15 protein-coding genes and 1 pseudogene are annotated in these 17,971 nt (G+C 52.3%); 8 read left to right on the plus strand and 8 right to left on the minus strand.

Annotation, left to right across the window (positions count from 1 at the left end):
• The first annotated feature begins 140 nt into the window (after window positions 1–140).
• Window positions 141–557, plus strand: a complete 417-nt coding sequence (locus tag ACT3TC_RS13825; protein WP_441679153.1) for an SRPBCC family protein — start codon at window positions 141–143, stop codon at window positions 555–557.
• Window positions 550–1,215, plus strand: a complete 666-nt coding sequence (locus ACT3TC_RS13830) for a VTT domain-containing protein (RefSeq protein ID WP_441679154.1) — start codon at window positions 550–552, stop codon at window positions 1,213–1,215. Before ACT3TC_RS13825 ends, ACT3TC_RS13830 begins: the two co-directional genes overlap by 8 nt.
• Here ACT3TC_RS13830 and ACT3TC_RS13835 read toward each other — a convergent pair.
• From ACT3TC_RS13835 to ACT3TC_RS13870, 8 genes and pseudogenes are all read right to left on the minus strand, one after another.
• Window positions 1,212–1,451 carry a DUF2789 domain-containing protein gene (locus ACT3TC_RS13835; RefSeq protein WP_172118460.1) on the minus strand — a complete coding sequence of 80 codons (240 nt, stop codon included), beginning with the start codon at window positions 1,449–1,451 and terminating at the stop codon, window positions 1,212–1,214. The two genes, ACT3TC_RS13830 and ACT3TC_RS13835, sit on opposite strands and share 4 nt — an antisense overlap.
• Window positions 1,452–1,520: 69 nt before the next feature.
• The gene (locus tag ACT3TC_RS13840; RefSeq protein WP_193054668.1) at window positions 1,521–2,591 is read right to left on the minus strand and encodes an asparaginase; all 1,071 of its coding nucleotides are present in this window, start codon (window positions 2,589–2,591) and stop codon (window positions 1,521–1,523) included.
• Between the two features lie 66 nt (window positions 2,592–2,657).
• Complete coding sequence (locus tag ACT3TC_RS13845) at window positions 2,658–3,857, minus strand: MFS transporter (RefSeq protein WP_444640407.1); 1,200 nt, start codon at window positions 3,855–3,857, stop codon at window positions 2,658–2,660.
• 8 nt (window positions 3,858–3,865) lie between these two features.
• The gene (locus tag ACT3TC_RS13850) at window positions 3,866–4,369 is read right to left on the minus strand and encodes a hypothetical protein (RefSeq protein WP_444640408.1); all 504 of its coding nucleotides are present in this window, start codon (window positions 4,367–4,369) and stop codon (window positions 3,866–3,868) included.
• Between the two features lie 78 nt (window positions 4,370–4,447).
• Window positions 4,448–5,701, minus strand: coding sequence for a DEAD/DEAH box helicase (locus tag ACT3TC_RS13855; protein ID WP_444631631.1), 1,254 nt, complete (start codon window positions 5,699–5,701; stop codon window positions 4,448–4,450).
• Window positions 5,702–6,023: 322 nt separating this feature from the next.
• Window positions 6,024–6,614, minus strand: coding sequence for a PqiC family protein (locus ACT3TC_RS13860; protein ID WP_444640409.1), 591 nt, complete (start codon window positions 6,612–6,614; stop codon window positions 6,024–6,026).
• A 13-nt stretch (window positions 6,615–6,627) separates the two neighbouring features.
• On the minus strand, window positions 6,628–8,301 hold the full coding sequence (gene pqiB, locus ACT3TC_RS13865) for an intermembrane transport protein PqiB (protein WP_444640410.1): 1,674 nt from the start codon (window positions 8,299–8,301) through the stop codon (window positions 6,628–6,630).
• A pseudogene (locus tag ACT3TC_RS13870) lies at window positions 8,301–9,643 on the minus strand (PqiA/YebS family transporter subunit). Before ACT3TC_RS13870 ends, pqiB begins: the two are co-directional and overlap by 1 nt.
• A 168-nt stretch (window positions 9,644–9,811) precedes the next feature.
• Between ACT3TC_RS13870 and ACT3TC_RS13875 the strand changes: the two are divergent.
• The 6 genes from ACT3TC_RS13875 (at window position 9,812) to ACT3TC_RS13900 (ending at window position 17,832) form a co-directional block, all read left to right on the plus strand.
• Entirely contained in the window at window positions 9,812–10,786 is a 975-nt protein-coding gene (locus ACT3TC_RS13875; protein WP_444640411.1) for a calcium/sodium antiporter, read from the plus strand.
• A 201-nt stretch (window positions 10,787–10,987) separates the two neighbouring features.
• Window positions 10,988–12,403: a cytochrome ubiquinol oxidase subunit I gene (locus tag ACT3TC_RS13880; protein WP_444631628.1), complete on the plus strand. Its 1,416-nt coding sequence runs from the start codon at window positions 10,988–10,990 to the stop codon at window positions 12,401–12,403.
• A 2-nt stretch (window positions 12,404–12,405) separates the two neighbouring features.
• A complete protein-coding gene (cydB, locus tag ACT3TC_RS13885; protein WP_444640412.1) occupies window positions 12,406–13,407 on the plus strand; it encodes a cytochrome d ubiquinol oxidase subunit II in 1,002 nt (333 codons plus the stop codon).
• Window positions 13,408–13,422: 15 nt separating this feature from the next.
• A complete protein-coding gene (cydD, locus tag ACT3TC_RS13890) occupies window positions 13,423–15,087 on the plus strand; it encodes a thiol reductant ABC exporter subunit CydD (RefSeq protein WP_444640413.1) in 1,665 nt (554 codons plus the stop codon).
• Complete coding sequence (cydC, locus tag ACT3TC_RS13895; protein ID WP_444640414.1) at window positions 15,077–16,804, plus strand: thiol reductant ABC exporter subunit CydC; 1,728 nt, start codon at window positions 15,077–15,079, stop codon at window positions 16,802–16,804. The genes cydD and cydC overlap by 11 nt, the downstream gene beginning before the upstream one ends.
• A gap of 29 nt (window positions 16,805–16,833) precedes the next feature.
• On the plus strand, window positions 16,834–17,832 hold the full coding sequence (locus ACT3TC_RS13900; protein ID WP_444640415.1) for an adenosine deaminase: 999 nt from the start codon (window positions 16,834–16,836) through the stop codon (window positions 17,830–17,832).
• Window positions 17,833–17,971: the final 139 nt, after the last annotated feature.

A 17,971-nucleotide genomic window follows, 5' to 3' on the forward strand; every position in this document is an offset into this window, starting at 1 on the left:
GTTCGCCATTCCCGATAAATTGAGCAGCATGCTACGCTCATCGTTTTGCTAAGCTTATCGTTTCCGGCGGTTACAGATGGTGTTTCGGTTTACAGGTAGCTTAGCGGTTAACAGTTAGTTTTCAGCGGTTCGAGGGGATCATGGCCACCATAGAGCACAGTGAAATTGTTAAAGCATCACCTGAGCGCGTATTTGAGCTATTGCGCCGCGTGGAAGATTTTGCTGATTATTCTGATTTAATACGTTCCATTGATGTATTGGGGGGCGACCGCTATCGTTGGCATGTCCGTGCAGTAGGTATGGACTGGGCATTTGACGTGGAAGTGACAGAGATTCAGGCGCCCCATACGCTGGCTTGGGAGTCGCTTGATGGGGTGAAAAATCAGGGGCGCTACCGGCTGCGTGAAGTGCCAGAAGGAACGGAAGTATCGCTTACGCTTGGTTATGAAATTCATAATCGCTTTATGGAAAAAGCCGTTAATAAAGCAGCGAAGCCGCTCGTAGGTAAAGTGAGCCGGCAAATTCTTGAGCGTGTTGAGGCCAGGCTGAATGCGTAATGCCTTTCGTCTTGTGTGGCGTTTGGCGATAGCCGTTGGCATGATAGCCATACTGGCGTGTATGTGGTTTTGGCACTCGCCGGATTTAATGGCGGTCAGGCATACCGTTGACGAATGGACACATCATCCCGCAGTAGTGGTTGGGGTGGTTGTCCTTATGGCCGTTACCCTGGCTGCCGGGTTGCCCGGGAGTATTGGCTTTTGGCTAATTGCGCCCTTTTACCCACCTGTCGTTGCCACCATTATGCTGACACTTGGAAGTGTGGCGGGCGCATTCGGTGGCCATCAGTTAGCAGCACGTACCCGTAGCGCATGGCAACCTAAAGGGCTAACCCTAAAAGTCATGCAAACGCTTCAGGACAGGGGAGATCTATTAACCCAGTGCGCACTTCGTGTCTTGCCGGGTTTTCCTCACGCGGTGATCAACTTTGCAGCTGGGCTGTGCCGTGTGCCACTGTCGATTTTTCTTCTTGCGGCAACGCTAGGCCTATCGATTAAGTGGGGCGTATACAGCAGCGCTATTCATGGGGCGCTTGAAGCGATAGAGGAAGAAAATGCACTTCAGTTTGAGGTGCTGCTACCGCTTGTTGCTCTTACGGTACTATTGCTTGTTGGTGCTTGGGTCAAGCGCCGCTCGAAAGCGGCGCCAGCGCGTTAACTCCCTTGGTGCATGGCAACGTCCAACTCGTCGACTAGCTCGGCCCAGTCAGCGTCGTCTTCAATGGCTTCACGAAGAAATTCCGCTTGGCCTTCATTCCAACAGGGCGCATCGGAAAGCACCATCTCTTTGGGCAAAGGGCGATGGCGCTTGATGAAAACTTCAATCGACTCAGCGTCTGATGGCAGGCCCAGTTGTTCGAAAAGATCACTAAAAAGATGTACCGGTTTTTCCATAATTACGGGCTCCGTCAACTGGTTAGCATTGATTAAACATAGCGTAAATTACGGATATCACCATGCTTATTAGCGTTCGCCGACTAATGAAGCGAGAAAGCGTTGCCGCTGTGTCTCTACATCAAGCGGTTGAGCTAAAAGATGGACCAGTTTGGTAAAGGTGGCTTCTGGTGTCATGGCATCGCCTGAGAGCACGCCTGCATCTGTTAACCCCTCGCCCGCAGCGTATGCTCCCATATGAACGCTGCCTTCAGGGCAAAGGCTTATCGCCGCTAGCAATTTCCCCTCACCGGCCGCGCTAGCCAGTACATTCAATAGGGCTGGATCGTTAGGCAGATTGCCCGCTCCCCACAACTGGATAACAGCGCCTTTAACGCGTGAATCTCCAAGCCAGGCTTCCAGTTGCCAAGCGGCCAAACCGGGCCAGAGCGCGATACGAACCACTTCGCCTTTATCCAACCCTTGGTAGCTGGGGAGTTCAAAGCGTGGCGCGCCACGCTGTTGAGAGGCAAGCCCACGGCTTGGGTAGTAAACAAAGTCATTGCCTACTCGCTCACCAAGTAGCGGGTAACCTGGAGAGGTGAAGGCTGTTAGTGCGTCACTGTGCAGCTTTATAGCTCGTACGCCACGCAATAACCGGTTTGCAAAATAAATAGCGACTTCCTGAAGCTCGGCGTTTGCCGCAAACCGCAGCGCGCCATGAATATTATCAAGAGCATCACTGTTGGGTGCTTCCAGGGGGCGCATTGCGCCGGTTACAACGACGGGGCGCTCTAGGCCTTGCAATTGATAGGCAAGGCTAGCGGCCGTCCAGCTAAGCGTATCGGTACCATGAATCACGACAAAACCCCGGTAATCCGTTAACCGGGTGGCGATGTCACTGGCTAACTGCTGCCACTGAAGTGGGGTCGCCGCGCTGGAATCAATCAGCGTGGTATAACTAATAACATCATAAGCAGGAAGCGATTGCTGTTGGGCAATGGGGAGCTTGCCAAGCGCGGTCGCCATGCGTTGGGCAAAGTTCGCGCCGGGAGTCAGCCCATTGGCACTTTGCTGCATGCCGATGGTGCCGCCCGTATAAATAACCAAAATGCGTTCGTGGGTGGGAGCCGTTGCGGTTAAAGGTGAGAAGCTACTCATCACGGATTTCCTGGCGTAAATATTTGAAGGCCAAGCACTAAAACTCCTGTTTGATTCCAGTGCAGGTTAGTAACGGTGAACCAGAAGCTTGCCGCTTTGATCGTCCAGCTGGCGCGTGCGGCCAGCCAACAGGGCGAATCCACAGCAAACACCTACCAACGAGATCAAAAGCCAGGCAATTTGGTCTGCATGAACGCCGGATTGGAGCAGCAAGCCGACACTAAAAGGCCCAATAGCGGCAATGGTATATCCTCCGCCTTGTACCAGGCCGGAAAGTTGTCCTGCAAGGCGTGATGTCGCTGTTCTTAATACCAGCAGGCTGAGGGCCAGGCTAAAACTGCCGCCTTGGCCAAGGCCTAACAAGATGGCGCCAGGCCATTTCCAGGCTAAGGGCGCTATAAGTAGCAGCCAAAGCCCTAGAGCCGTACTAAACAGTACGAGTAAGAGCGCTGGGCGCTGGTCTGACCCCATGCGGGCAAGCCAGGGTGCCCCCAAGGCTGAAACGAGTTGACACATGATCGAAATAGCCATTGTCCAACCCGCGCTGGCCTCATCATAGCCACGATCGACAAGCAGCGTTGGCAGCCATCCAAAAACGATATATGCCATGGATGATTGAATGCCCATGAACAGCATTACTTGCCACGTGAGCGGTTTGCGTAACAGTTTAAGAAGTCCCGAAGATGGCGGCTGAGGCATACCATGAGAGGAAGTCGAGGGCATTTGCCATTGCCAGAGAATCAGAGCAAATAGCGCCAGTAACGACCAGCTCATCAAACTTGCCTGCCAGCTGCCCAGCCACACTGTCAGCGGCACGCTAAATCCTGCTCCCAACGCGCCTCCCAGGCAGAGCGCCATCGTGTAGAGGCCCGTCAAAAGATCAGCACTTTCGGGTAGCTCGCGTTTCACCAGTGCGGGCAGTAAAGTGCCGCTAATGCCTATGGCGGCGCCCGCCATTGCGGAGCCTATAAACAGGACGCCGGGCAACGGTAAACCGCGCAGAATCAAACCTGCAGCCAAGAGTAGTAGCGCAGCACTAAGCGCCCGCTCGCTGCCTAGCCGTTTTGCTAAAAGCGGCGCAACAGGAGCAGCCAGGCCTAAAAACAGCACGGGGAGTGTTGTCAGTACGCCCGCTGCCGCGGGTGAGAGCCCGGCAGCTTCCTGAAGACGCGTCAGCAAGGGGGCCACTGAGGAAAGGGCAGGGCGTAAATTTAGCCCCACCACAACCATCAGTAAAATAAAGGTAACGGAACGTCGAGACAACATTGTGCGGCCTACTTGAGGTAAGGGCGTAAATCGCCGCGGACTGCATCCAGTAGCGTGATGAAGTGATAATCCTGTGGTGTTTCCATGGAGTCCACACGGACACTAGTGCGCATACCTTGATTGATATCCAGCTTATCGAAAATCTCAAGTGTCACTTTCTGAGCAGGTTTATCACCTGGCGCCAGAATGCCATCTTCAAGGGTAAAGGTTTCGATTAACGTGGCGCGCACGCGGGTGCTGTTGTCTTCGCTGAGTACACGGCGAATAAACAGCCAGCCTTCGCAAGGTAGCGCTACATTATCGTCACGCTCGCGTAGGAACAGCGTCCGGTAGCAAGCGCCTTCGTTAGCGGCTTTCTCCGCCATGCTGCGGTAGGCTTGTATGACCTGCTTTGAAGAGGCGCGTGCATCTTCCAAGCGTTGCACGATTCCCTGGTGTTCACGACTAAGCTGTTCTTGGCGTTGAAAACTGAGCCACTGCCGATATTCATTAATAAGTTGAGAAGATGACATGATCGCTCCCTGATAATGTAGTAGCCAACGTAGTGGAATATGCGAGGGCATAACCTTCGCATATTCCTTGTTAGCAGGCTAGCGGCGTGCGCGCCGACGGCGCTCGCCGCTGGCATTTCCATTATCGCTAGTTGGTTTGCGTCGAGCTTGAGGTTGGCGCTGGCGACGACCATTCTCAATGGGCTCTGGTTTGATCGTGGGGTCTGGCTCAAACCCAGGTTCTATATGTTTGGGTAGGTTTTGCTTGATCAGCCGTTCGATATTGCCCAGCAAACCGTGCTCGTCCACACACACTAGTGATACCGCTTCACCATTGCTACCCGCTCGGCCTGTCCGGCCAATGCGGTGGACATAGTCTTCCGCCACATTGGGCAGGTCGAAGTTAACCACGTGGGGAAGCTCGCTAATATCCAGCCCACGTGCGGCGATATCCGTCGCGACTAATACTTGCAAGTCACCACTTTTAAAAGCCCCCAGCGCACGGGTACGAGCGCCCTGACTTTTGTTGCCATGAATAGCCATGGCAGGGATATCCTGTTTTGAAAGCTGTTCGGCAAGCCGGTTGGCGCCATGTTTGGTACGGGTGAAAACCAGCACTTGGAACCAGCCGTGGCGCTGAATCAAATGCGCCAACAGCTCACGCTTTTTTTCGCGGTCTACGCGATAAACCGCTTGGAGAATTTTCTCGGCGGTTGTGTTGCGTGGAGCCACTTCAATAAGGGCGGGGTTATTGAGTAACTGCTGCGCCAGCGTCTGAATTTCATTTGAAAATGTGGCGGAAAATAGCAGGTTTTGGCGCTGTTTGGGCACTAGGCGTAGTACACGTTTAATATCGTGAATAAAGCCCATATCCAACATGCGGTCGGCTTCATCAAGCACTAGAATTTCGATGGCTGAAAGGTCAACGTGGCCCTGCTGCTGAAGGTCCAATAGGCGGCCGGGGGTGGCAATCAGTACGTCCAGGCCTGCTTTAAGTGCATCGACCTGGGGCTGTTGGCCTACACCACCAAAAATAGTGTGCGAGCGTAAAGAGAGATGCTTCCCATAGGTGGATACACTTTCACCTACCTGAGCAGCAAGCTCCCGAGTAGGCGTCAATACCAGCGCACGCACCTGGCGTTTGCCTGGCCGTTTTCCACCGGAAAGACGCTGTAGCATGGGTAGGGTAAAGCCGGCCGTTTTACCCGTGCCCGTTTGGGCGCTTGCGAGCAAGTCGCGACCTTCTAATACGACAGGAATAGCCTTTAATTGGATCGGAGTAGGCTGGGTGTAGCCTTGCGCCGTAACGGCGTGTAATAAATCTTCTTGCAGACCAAGTTCAGAAAAGCTCATGCGTTCTCCGCAGCCACCTAACAAGGCAACAGCTGCTTAAAAGCGTTGTTGCTAGGCGTAATTTTTCAAAAGACGAGAATGGTTATCCTCGCGACAGCAAAGCTTGCCAAGCCGCGATGATCGTTGATTAGCCACGTATGACCATAACGAAAAAAAGTGGTCAGTATGGAAGAGACGGGCATTTGACTGTGGGTGTTACGCTATCGCAACACTCAAAATATACCCGTCAGTGTAACATGAAGATTACCTCAGACGGGCATACTTGTGGTGATTGGTTGGCGGGCTCTCAAGCGCTTTGGTTATTTCATCCCGCTTAAACCGGCTAATGGAAATAGTTACCCTGACGTATTTGATCGGCAATTTGTCTCGCAACATCCTCCCAGCTAGCGCTTAGGGCACGTACCAGGGCGGGGTAGCCGTCCTCATCCAGTATTGTTTGCGCAGAAAAACTCTTCATGGCCAACAGTTCATCACTTGGGCTGCGTAGCTGCCACTGCCCGGCCACCACCGCTAAACCATCGTAGCGGCCTTGAAATTGATCAACATCAAGCCGCAGGGTGAGCGCTTCAGGTTGGCTACTGTCATCACGGACTACGCGAATAAGCGGTAGCTCTTGCGACAACTGTGTCCGTAAGCTGCGTGCAAGCTGTCGGTCAATGCTTTCGGCCCATTGGTGCTCTCGCGCCTGGTTAAGCGTAATGTCATCCAATTGCATAACGATGCCATCGACATCGAGATAGTGAGCAAGGCGTGGCGAGCGCAGCTGTAGCGTGCCTTGGGGGCTACTTGGTGTATTGGCCAGCCCGTTACTGGGTAGCATATAGCGCGCCGGGGGCGTCACACTGCTTGCGCAAGCAGCCAGCATGAGTGATAGGGACATTAGCAATAAGGATTTTAAAACGAGTATACGCATAATATTCCCCTGTTTAGCGCGGTGCGCGCGGTATAGGATCTTGAGTATCCAGATTATCAAACAGCAGCGCCCGCGGATTATCGTTCAGTGTGCGGGTTAGTGGTTGAAGATCGCGCATTAATCGATCCAGGCGCTCGATGGCCGACGTCAGGTCCTGGTAAGCCGGTGAGGTAGGCGATACGCCCTGGAGGGTGCTTTGAAGCTCGTTAAGCGTAGCATTGAGGTTGCCGCCTACTGCACGAGTTTCAGGGTCGCTTAGCAGCTGGTTGAGCGACTCGCTGACACCGCGGACCTCATTAAGCATGCTTTCAGAGGCTTGTAAGCTACTGTCCATGCCCGCCAGTAAGGGCTCCACTTCAAGCGCGTTCAGCTTGTCGAGTAGATCGGTAATTTGGGATTGGATTTGGGAAAAACCACCCGACACCGTGGGGAAAACCGTGCGGCCAGAGAAAGTCGACGCAATGTAGTCCTCGTCGGTGTCTCGCTGAAAGTTCAGATCCACAAATAAAGCGCCGGTTAGCAGGTTACCGTTTTTAAGCGACGCACGAAGGCCAAGCGTAAACATGCGGTTAAAGCGCTCTTCCCACTCTTCCAAATCAATATCCGAATTCTCGATGCCAAGCCGCTGGGGCTCAAGGCGAATGAGTACGGGGATGGCGAAGCTTGCGCGTGAGCTCGGCTGTGGTGATGTAAAGTTCCAGGGGACAGCGGCCACGGTGCCTATGCGAACACCTCGAAACTCGACGGGCGCACCGCGTGAAAGGCCGCGAACGGTGTCATCCACTAACAGAACGTATTCCAGGTACTGATTGAAGGTACCCTCGCGAGCATCATCCTCATCCCCGTACAGATTAAAGCGGGCGCCCGCTTCTACAGGGCGTCCCATTGGTAAGTCTTCGGGCACCCCAAACGTGACACCTCCGCCTAACAGGGTTTCAAGTGATTCAACGTTAACCCGAAAGCCATTTGAATCAAGGCGCAGGTCAATGCCGCTCGAGGACCAGAAGCGGGTGCTGTCGGTCACCAGCAGTGCATAGGGCTCTTCGATAAATACCTGGTGATGCATGGTGCGTGATTCGGGGTCGAAACTTGCTTCTTCAACGCGGCCCACCGTATAGCCCTGGTAGGAAACCGGGTCGCCGACACGCAACGAATTGCCGAGTTGACTAATGAGATTGATATTGATGCCGGCCATGCCGGCCGTGGCGACAGGGGGGACGTCGCTTACCGGAAAGTTACGTCGCTGTTCTTCGGAGCTGCCTGGCTCAAGCTGTATATAAGCGCCAGACAGGACAGTACTTAGGCCGCTAATCCCTTCACGCCCGATACGAGGCTTTACCACCCAAAAGCGGCTATCTTCACGCAACAAGGCTTCAGCCTGAGGCTGAATGCGTGCTGTAATCACAGCACTGCTTAGGTCTTCAGAGAGCTGGACATTTTGCACGAGGCCGATTTCAACGTTGCGGCTGCGGATGGAGGTATTTCCCGCTTCGATACCTTCGGCGTTGTTCATGGTTAATGTGATAAGTGTGCCGCGGCTGGTGTAATTATCGTACACCAGCCATAGCCCAATAATGATAGCCACAAAAGGCACAATCCAAATAGGGGAGATGCGTGATTGCGGCGAAGGCCTGGCTTTGTTCATGTCAGGCTCTTGCTTGTTAGCTATGGGGGTGTCGTTACCCATTAATGGCTCCCAGAGTGGCTATTATTTGATGTGGGCGCTGCCTTGGTAGGAGCATCCCATATTAAGCGGGGGTCAAACGTCATAGCGGCTAGCATTGTCAATACCACGACCGAGCCAAACGCTAGCGCGGCAGGACCTGGTGTGATCGACATAAGTGAGCCAGCGCGTATCAAGGCAACCAGAATAGCCACTACAAAAACATCAACCATCGACCATCGTCCGATAAATTCGGTAATGCGATAAAGCCGCGTGCGGCTGATGGTATTGGGTTGGCTGTTGCCTCGAACGACAATGCATAGCCATGAAAGCGCCAGCAAATAATACTGGCAACGAAAATAACGGTGGCGACTGGCCATGAGCCCATCTGAATCAGTTCAACGACGCCTCCTATGATGGTCGAAGAACCGCTATGCCCCAGGCTCGTCGTGGTCATAATAGGGTAAACATTCGCAGGGATATACATGACAGTCGCTGCGCCTAGCAGTGCCCAGGTGCGTTGTAAGCTATAGGGGAGTCGGGAGTGAAGTTTCTCATGACATCGAATGCAGCGAGATTTATGTCCTGGGGTGAGTGAATTGACAAGCCCACAGGTTGGACAGCCTGTTAGGCGCTGACTAGCGGCGGTTGCTCCTGTTTGGGTGCCCTCTGGCGCCAAGGGTTCTCCTTCGAGGGAAAACCACATCCAGTCGGCATCAATGGACTGGATGGTCATTAATAAAAGTACCGCAAAGACGCAAAAACCCCAGAAGGAGATACCCAACTCAATTTGCGCCATACCGGCTATTTTAATTAGGCTTACTAGTGCCCCTATAATAAAGACATCCGCCATCATCCAGGGCGTCAAGTGGGCAAGTGAGCGGGCAATATCGCGACTATAGGCGAGTGGCTTGCCGTGTAAAAGCCCCAGCTGCAGCCAAATCACGCTAAGCAGATAAAGGGTCGGCAGCACAACGATGGTCATGATGACGATAATGGCCACGACCGGTTGGTGAAAGGCAATTAACGTGGTGGCCGTTTGTGACAGCTCTATGCGATTGCCGACGCCACTAACGCTGAAGCTTACAAACGGAAACGAAATAGCCACGATTAATGCAATTAATGCCGCAATGGCAAGTGCCATACTGCGCTGAGCGGGGTAGCGGTGGCGTTTTACGAGTACATGTGAGCAGCGCGGGCAGCTGGCCTTTTCGCCCGAGCGTAAGGGTGGCAGCGCGGATACCCAGTCGCACTCATGGCAGGCGCGTAAACGTCGACGCTGAACGCGAGACTCAGGTGGCTGCCGATCCACTAGAGGCGCATTAACGGAAAGTGAGGAACGCTTTAATAAACGGAAGTGGGGCAAAGGGGACACTCTCACTGCGAATGCGATGTAAACCGAATGAACACCGGGCCTTTTTTATATCAAACCCAAATAGATCCATGCTGGCATAACCCGATGCTTGACCCGACTGAAGGGTTAGTCAAGGATGCAGCCGCGATAGTGCCTAATATTCTGCCATAAGGAAATAAAATGTTGCTTCCACTTGTAGCTGTAGCGATGGGACTGGTGTTGCTCATCTGGAGTGCTGAGAAATTTATTGATGGCGCAGCTGCAACGTCACGTTGGCTCGGTCTTTCGCCTTTATTGATTGGTATGTTGGTCATTGGATTCGGTACCTCAGCCCCTGAGATGATGGTGTCAGTATTGGCAGCCTTGCAGGGGAATCCCGGGCTTGCAGTAGGGAATGCCTATGGTTCCAATATTGCCAATATTGGTTTGGTATTGGGTTTTGTTGCGCTCATTGCACCGTTAGCTGTGCACTCCAGCGTCATCCGCAAAGAGATGCCGGTTTTAATTCTGGTCACACTGATCACTGGGATTATGCTCTGGGATGGTTGGGTGTCTCGCTGGGAAGCGGCCCTTTTATTGGTAGCCCTCGTCATATTTATCGGCGTAAGCATCTTTCGTTCAAAAAAGCAAAAGGACGATGCGCTGGTTGAGGAAGTCGCTGAGACGCTGGACAGTAATCCCATGTCGCGTGGTAAAGCGATTATGTGGACGTTGGTTGGGTTGGTGTTTTTGGTTGCAAGCTCGCGTATGTTGGTTTGGGGAGCGGTAGAAATTGCGCAACGTTTTGGCGTGAGTGACTTGATTATCGGGCTAACCGTCGTAGCCGTTGGTACATCACTGCCCGAGCTTGCTTCTTCGATTAGCGCACTGCGCCGTAAAGAGCACGATATGGTGCTGGGTAACGTTGTTGGTTCTAACTTGTTTAATAGCCTTGCTGTAGTGGGGCTTGCGGGGGTTATTGCACCTATTGATGCTGGGCGGGAAGTGCTGGTGCGTGATTGGAGCATTATGACCTGCATGACCCTGCTAATGGTTCTCTTCGCATTTTCCTGGAAAGGGCGTCCGCGTCGAATTAATCGCCTCGAAGGCGCTGTTCTTTTTACGCTTTTTATTGCGTATACCGGATATATGATAAGCGTTGTCGTATTATCTTAATGAATAATTGGCATTATTTGATGTGCGTCAATGCGACACGCTTTGCGAAAGATAGACCGGTGTATAGTGAGATGTAAGCCAGTAATATGGCAATATAAATAAAAACAGGCTAGATGCTTATAATTAAAGGCTGAATCTTTAAGTTTCAGCTAAGCTTGCGTTAACAAAAACTGGGGTATTAATTCAGGTTAGGAGCGTGCAATGGAACTCGATCCCTTAATGCTGTCGCGAATACAATTCGCGTTTGTTATCTGTTTTCACACGATCTTTCCGGTTTTCACCATTGGGTTGGCCTCTTATATTGCGCTTTTACAAGCACTTTTTTTTAAGACGCAAAATCCTGCATGGGACCGTTTGGCCTTGTTCTGGACGAAAGTATTTGCCGTAGTTTTTGGCATGGGGGTGGTGTCGGGAATCGTGATGTCGTTTCAGTTCGGTACGAACTGGAGTAATTTCTCTCTGGCGACCTCCAATTTTATAGGTCCCTTGCTCAGTTATGAAGTCGTGACAGCCTTCTTCCTTGAAGCTGCCTTCCTTGGCATATTGCTGTTTGGCCGTGGAAAAGTGCCACAGGGTATCCATTTGATGGCGGCTGCCTTGGTGGCGCTGGGCACCTTTATTTCAGCGTTCTGGATCCTTGCGGCAAACAGTTGGATGCATACACCGGCAGGCGTTGAGTTGATCGACAATCGTTTCCATGTGATTTCCTGGTTTGACGCGATTTTCAATCCTTCCTTCCCTCATCGCTTTGCACACATGGCTGTAGCTTCCTTTATCACCGGCGGGTTTGTCGTGGCAGGCGTTAGCGCCTGGTTTTTGTTGCGTGGAAGAGATCCAGAGGCTAACCGTCGTGCGCTTTCCATGTGCTTATGGTTGCTGCTTTTCCTGACGCCTCTTCAGGCGTTTATAGGCGACTCCCACGGGTTGAATACGCTCAAATATCAGCCAACGAAGGTCGCAGCAATGGAGGGGAACTGGGAAACATCTACCAGCGTGCCATTGCTCTTGTTTGCGCTACCGGACCAGGAGGCGCAGAGAAACCTTTATGAGATTGGCATTCCTAACGTGGCCAGTCTCATACTTACCCATTCGCTGCATGGTGAAGTTCCAGGGCTTACGGCCGTGCCACCTGAAGACCAGCCTCCTGTTGCCATCGTCTTTTGGGCGTTTAGGGTGATGGTTGGCATTGCCTTAATAATGATTGCTGTCTCCTTTGTAGGCTTATTCTTGCGGCGCAATCAACGTATTTATGAGAGTCAGCTGTTTTTGAAAACATTGGTCGGCATGATTTCTTTACCCTTCATTGCGGTTCTGGCTGGCTGGATCGTGACCGAAGTAGGTCGGTCCCCTTGGCTGGTATACAACATCATGTCTCATGCAGAGGGTGTGACACCTTCGCTAACAGGCTGGATGGCGCTGTTTACGCTTATTGGGTATGTGCTGGTATATGCGGTGGTTTTTTATGCTGGTATTTACTATCTAACCCGGGTGGTTCGCAACGGCATGTTGCCTGAGCAAGAACAGGCGTCTGTTAATAGGGATGCTGACCGTCCCAAGCGGCCACTCTCTGCCGCCCACACCCCTTTTGATGATGACATTGATCCGGCGAGGAGCTAACCATGGAAATGTTTGATCTGTCGATTATTTGGGCTGGCATTATCGGGTTCGGCGTCATCATGTATGTACTGATGGATGGCTTTGATCTTGGCTTGGGAATTCTATTTCCCTTTGCCCCTGATGAAGAAGCTCGTGATGTCATGATGAACTCTGTGGCACCGGTCTGGGACGGTAACGAGACTTGGCTGGTTTTGGGGGGGGCTGGCTTGTTAGCAGCTTTTCCCTTGGTTTACTCGATTTTCTTACCGGCACTCTATATCGGTGTTTTCTTGATGCTGGCAGGGTTGATTTTCCGTGGCATTTCGTTTGAATTCCGCTTTAAGTCGCGCCGTAACCGCCGCTGGTGGAATCGCTCCTTTGCCTGGGGTTCGGCGGTCGCTGCGTTCGCTCAAGGCGCTGTGGTTGGTGCATATATTCAGGGTTTTCAAACCGAAGGCTTTGTTTATACCGGGGGCGCCTTTGATTGGTTAACGCCGTTTACGGTGTTAACAGGCTTGGGGCTTATGGCAGGTTATGCGCTTTTGGGCTCAACCTGGCTGATTCTAAAATCGGAAGGCCACGTACAGGATTGGGCGTATAAAATCACGCCTATGCTGTTGGCAATGGTGCTAGTGGTCTTCGCCATTGTTAGTATCTGGACGCCGTTCGTGAACCCGGTTGTTTGGGATCGCTGGTTTGGTCATCTGCACTTGATCTGGATTTTCCCAGCGCTAGCGCTCTTCTTCGCCTTTCTTGTATACCGCTCGGTAAAGCAGCGCCGTGAGAGCTATCCCTTCCTTGCGACTATCGGTATTTATGTATTTACCTATCTGGGCTTGATCGTGAGCCAATGGCCGATGATAGTGCCGCCTAACTACACCTTGTGGGATGCGGCGTCAGCACCTGAGTCACAGCTTTTCTTGTTGATTGGTGTGCTCTTTGTTATCCCCTTTATCCTGATGTATACCGCATGGACGTATTGGGTATTTCGCGGCAAGGTGCGTGTAGGTGAAGGTTATCATTAAGCCAGAGGCAATCAGATGACGGAGCAGTCGCTAACCGCGCGCTCCTGGTTAAAAATGCTGGCAACCTTAGAGCGGCGAAGATTAAATCTCGCCGCTTTTCTTGGCATTTTAGCTGGGGTTCAAACGGTTATTATTGTAGTGGGATTGGCCTGGTTAGTAGAGCAGTTGGTTATTGATCAACAAGCGCCTTATCCGTTTTTAAACGTATTAATAGGGCTGGCGCTGTGCGTGCTTGGGCGCGGAGTATGCCTGTGGGGGCAAGAGGTAATAAGCCTGGAGGCTAGCCTACGTATCCGCCAGTACGCCCGACGTCAACTGCTGGATAAATGCTGGATATTGGGTCCTGTGTGGTTGGCTTATCATCAAAGCGGCGCCTTGGCGACGCAGGCGGTAGAAAATATAGAGGCACTGGATGGCTATTTTTCGCGCTTCTATACGCAGCTAAGAATTACTTCTCTCTTACCGCTACTGATTCTATTGGTGATGCTACGACTGGATTATGTCGTTGCTCTCTTCTTGTTGCTTTCTGCGCCCATTATCCCGCTATTCATGGCACTAGTAGGTATGGGAGCTGAGCGTATAAATCGGGACCAGTTTGCAGCGGTTGCACGGCTCTCTGCCCACTTTCTTGACCGTGTTCGTGGAATGTCGACGCTTCAGCTATTTGGTCGCACGGCGAGTGCTCATCAGGACGTTTGGTGGGCAACAGATGATTACCGTCGTTTAAGCATGCGAACGTTGCGCTTGGCTTTTTTATCGTCTGCAGTGCTCGAGTTTTTCGCGTCGGTCGCCATTGCCGTAGTAGCGATATACGTAGGGTTTGGCTTACTGGGATATATTGAGTACGGGCCTGCACCTTCTTTAACGCTCTTTACGGGCTTAGCCGTATTGCTGCTCGCTCCTGAGTTTTTCCAGCCGTTACGCACCTTGTCACAGCACTACCATGATCGTGCTACTGCTTTAGGTGCCGCAGAAAGCCTGGTAACGGTGCTGAATGAGTCGAGCATACAACGAAGTACGTTTGATGAGCCTGCAACTGATGACGATATTGCAGTGCTTCAAAATGTCAGCGTTGACTATCCGATCCGCGGTCGGGTGTTAGGGCCAATGGATCTGACGATCAAAAAAGGCAGTGTCATTGCGATTAGTGGTCCATCCGGGAGCGGGAAGTCGACACTGTTGGCGTTATTGGCCGGTTTTTTGACGCCATCAAGCGGCACGCTTCAGTTGGCTCAGCCGCGTTACGCGTGGCTGGACCAGCAGCCGGGCCTGTTGCATGGCACCTTGGCGGATAACTTGCGGCTGGCAAACCCTGATGCCGATACTCCCGCAATGCTTTCAGCACTTCACCAGGCTGGTTTGGAGGAGCTTCTAAACCAATTGCCTGATGGTTTGGATACCATGATAGGAGAGCGCGGAGTGGGGTTATCGGGTGGTCAGGCCCAGCGGCTGGCGTTGGCGCGCATTTATTTAAGTGATGCTGATTTAATCCTGCTCGATGAGCCTACAGCAAGCCAGGATGCTGAAACCGAAGCCTCTGTGATTAGTGCATTGTTAGCATGGGCTGCACAGGGGCGTACGGTGATTATGGCAACGCATCACCCGGCTGCAATTAAGGCGGCTCAGCTCCACTTTTATATGCAGGACGGCCGTTTAAAGGAGGTGCGTGATGCAACCTAATGCGTCCTCACAAAAAAGTGAGCTGTCCCAAGCGCGCCAGGCATTGTCGCCCTGGGTGGCGTTAATGATGAAGCGTCGAAGGCGGTTCGCGATCGGCGCGCTCCTTATTTGCTTAACGCTTGCTGCGGGGCTTTCACTGCTGGGCCTTTCTGGGTGGTTTATTACCGCATGTGCATTAGCGGGCATCGCTTTTTTGCTTGGCTTACCTGTTCAGTTGGATGTGTACGTACCTGGCGGAGGAATACGCTTCTTTGCGCTATTACGTACTGTCGCCCGCTATATAGAACGTCTCTATAATCACGATACGGTGCTTCGCCTCTTGGCTGATTTACGCTACCGCGTGTTTGGCCAGCTTATGCGATTGGATGAGGCGGCGTTGCAGCGCGAGCGTGTCAGTGACTGGCTGGGACGTTTAACCGCTGATATAGATGCTCTCGATAATCTTTATCTTCGTTTGCTGATGCCACCCCTGGTTAGCTTGGTAGTTATTGTGGGGTTAACCCTCTTTATTGCTATTTGGTTGCCTGCGTTAGCGCTGTGGGTCGGCGTGGTTCTGCTGGTTCTGTGGGCGAGTGTTACCTATGGCATGGCGTGCTTGGGGTATGCGCACAGTCATCGCCAAGTGGCTGACCAGGAAGGGTTACGGCGGTTGGTCGTTGATCAGTTGCAGGCCTCAGCTGAGTTAATTGCCTATCGCAGCGCTGCGTGGCACCGTCAGCATGTGGAGGCGCACGAAGATGCAGCGCTTGATAATCAACGGCGCCTTGGCCGAAGCGTTGCTATGGGTGATAGCCTCATTAGCGTTATTACCGGGTTGCTGCTGTTAAGCGTTGTATGGCTGGGTGGCGTGCAGGTGGCGAGTGGGGTAATAACCGGGCCTATTCTGGTGATGTTGCTGCTGGTGATTCTAGGTGTGAATGAAGTTTTTGTACCGCTTCCGGGTGCTTTCGCACGTTTGGGGGGCAGTGCCGCTGCAGCAGAGCGTTTAAATGCACTTGGGCCCGAGTGCCAGCAGAGTCAACACCAGTCATTTTCCGGCCAACAGCTTGATCTTGAGTTGCGGAAAGTCACGCATTGTTATCCTTCTAGCCTGATGCCAGCGCTCGATAGTGTTTCATTTCATTTGGCAGCGGGGGAGTGGGCTATCATTACCGGGCGCTCAGGTGCGGGTAAAAGTACCCTGGCGGCGCTTTTGACGGGGCGGCTTGCTCCTTCTAAAGGTGTGGTTAATGTAGGAGGCTGCGTGCCTACTGCTGTGCCAGAGCAGGAGCGTTCGCAACACATTGCTTTGTTAACCCAGCAGGTAGACCTTTTCGATGCGTCATTGGAAGAAAATCTACGCTTGGGGAATCCTGATGCTGATGATGAAGCGCTTTGGGATGTGCTGAAAGCAGTAGCGCTCGATGGGTGGGCTCAATCTCTTCCGGGCCAGTTGCAAACACCCGTAGGTGAGCGAGGGCAGCAACTGTCTGGTGGGCAGGCGCGGCGGGTGGCGCTGGCTCGGCTGTTGCTCATGGACCCTTCGGTGGTTATTTTAGACGAGCCTTTTGCGGCGATTGATCATGATACGGCCGTAATAGTAGCTAACACGCTTTCTCGCTGGTTAGTCGGGCGCACCACCATCTTCTTTGTTCACCATGAAGTGGGTAGCTTGCTAACGCGACAGATAACCCATCACTGGCACTTAAGTGCCGGGAAGCTCAGCTCAGGTAAGTAACCGCTTGAGTTGGGCGTTAAGGAAAATTGATGCAGGATTTTTTACGTAACCTCCCTAAAGTCGAGCTTCACTTGCATATTGAAGGCTCGCTGGAACCGGAGCTTATGTTTGCTCTGGCAGAGCGAAACAGTATCGAATTACCTTATTCCTCCGTCGAGGAGGCCAAGGTAGCCTATCAGTTTAAAGATCTACAAGGTTTCTTGAACCTCTATTTCCAGGGCATGAGCGTTCTTCGTCATGAGCAGGATTTTTATGACTTGGCGATGGATTATTTCAAGCGCGCTAGTAGTGAGGGTGTCGTCCATATCGATATACATTTTGATCCTCAGGCACATCTACAGCGCGGCGTTTCTCTGGACGTGGTCATGTCCGGATTACTGCGTGCCAAGCAAGAGGCAGAGCAGTCTCTGGATTTAAGTGTCGGAATGATCATGGCCTTTTTGCGTGACCGGCCTGCCGAAGAGGCACTTCAAGTGCTGGAGCAGGCAGCACCTTACTGGAGTGAGCTTGACGCCATTGGTCTGGATAGTGCTGAGCGCGACCATCCACCCTCAAAATTTGTTGCCGTTTTTAAACGCGCCCAAGAGTTGGACCTAGCTCGGGTAGCTCATGCAGGAGAGGAAGGGCCGGCCTCCTATATCATTGAGGCATTGGATTTGCTTGATGTGTGCCGCATTGATCACGGTATCCGCTGTCTGGAGAGTGACGAAGCGGTGGAGCGCCTATATCAAAAGCAAACCGTGCTGACCGTATGCCCCTTATCCAACGTAAGTTTAAATGTGGTTGATAGCTTAACCGATCATCCTCTGCCGGCCCTTCTTGATAAAGGGCTTAATGTGACGATTAGCTCGGATGATCCGGCTTACTTTGGTGGTGGTCTATTGGCTAATCACATCGCTTGTGCTCAATCATTCGGCTGGGATGAAGAGGCTTTCCTGACTCTTAACCGTAATGCCATAAAGGAAGCCTTTACAACGGAATCCAGGCGCCAAGAGCTGCTGGCCCGCCTTGATGTGGTCGAGTATTAGGCTGACTAGCGTATAAGGGCTATTGACTTAGCTTCTTGTATCAATGCGTTAGTGCTTTAAAGTAATTGCAAAAAGTTGTTGACCCATCAGGAAAAGTGGGTAGAATACGCCCCACATCGAACGGGCAGCGCCCTTCGGT

Source organism: Halomonas sp. AOP27-A1-41, from assembly GCF_052378605.1.
Lineage (GTDB): Bacteria > Pseudomonadota > Gammaproteobacteria > Pseudomonadales > Halomonadaceae > Vreelandella > Vreelandella citrativorans.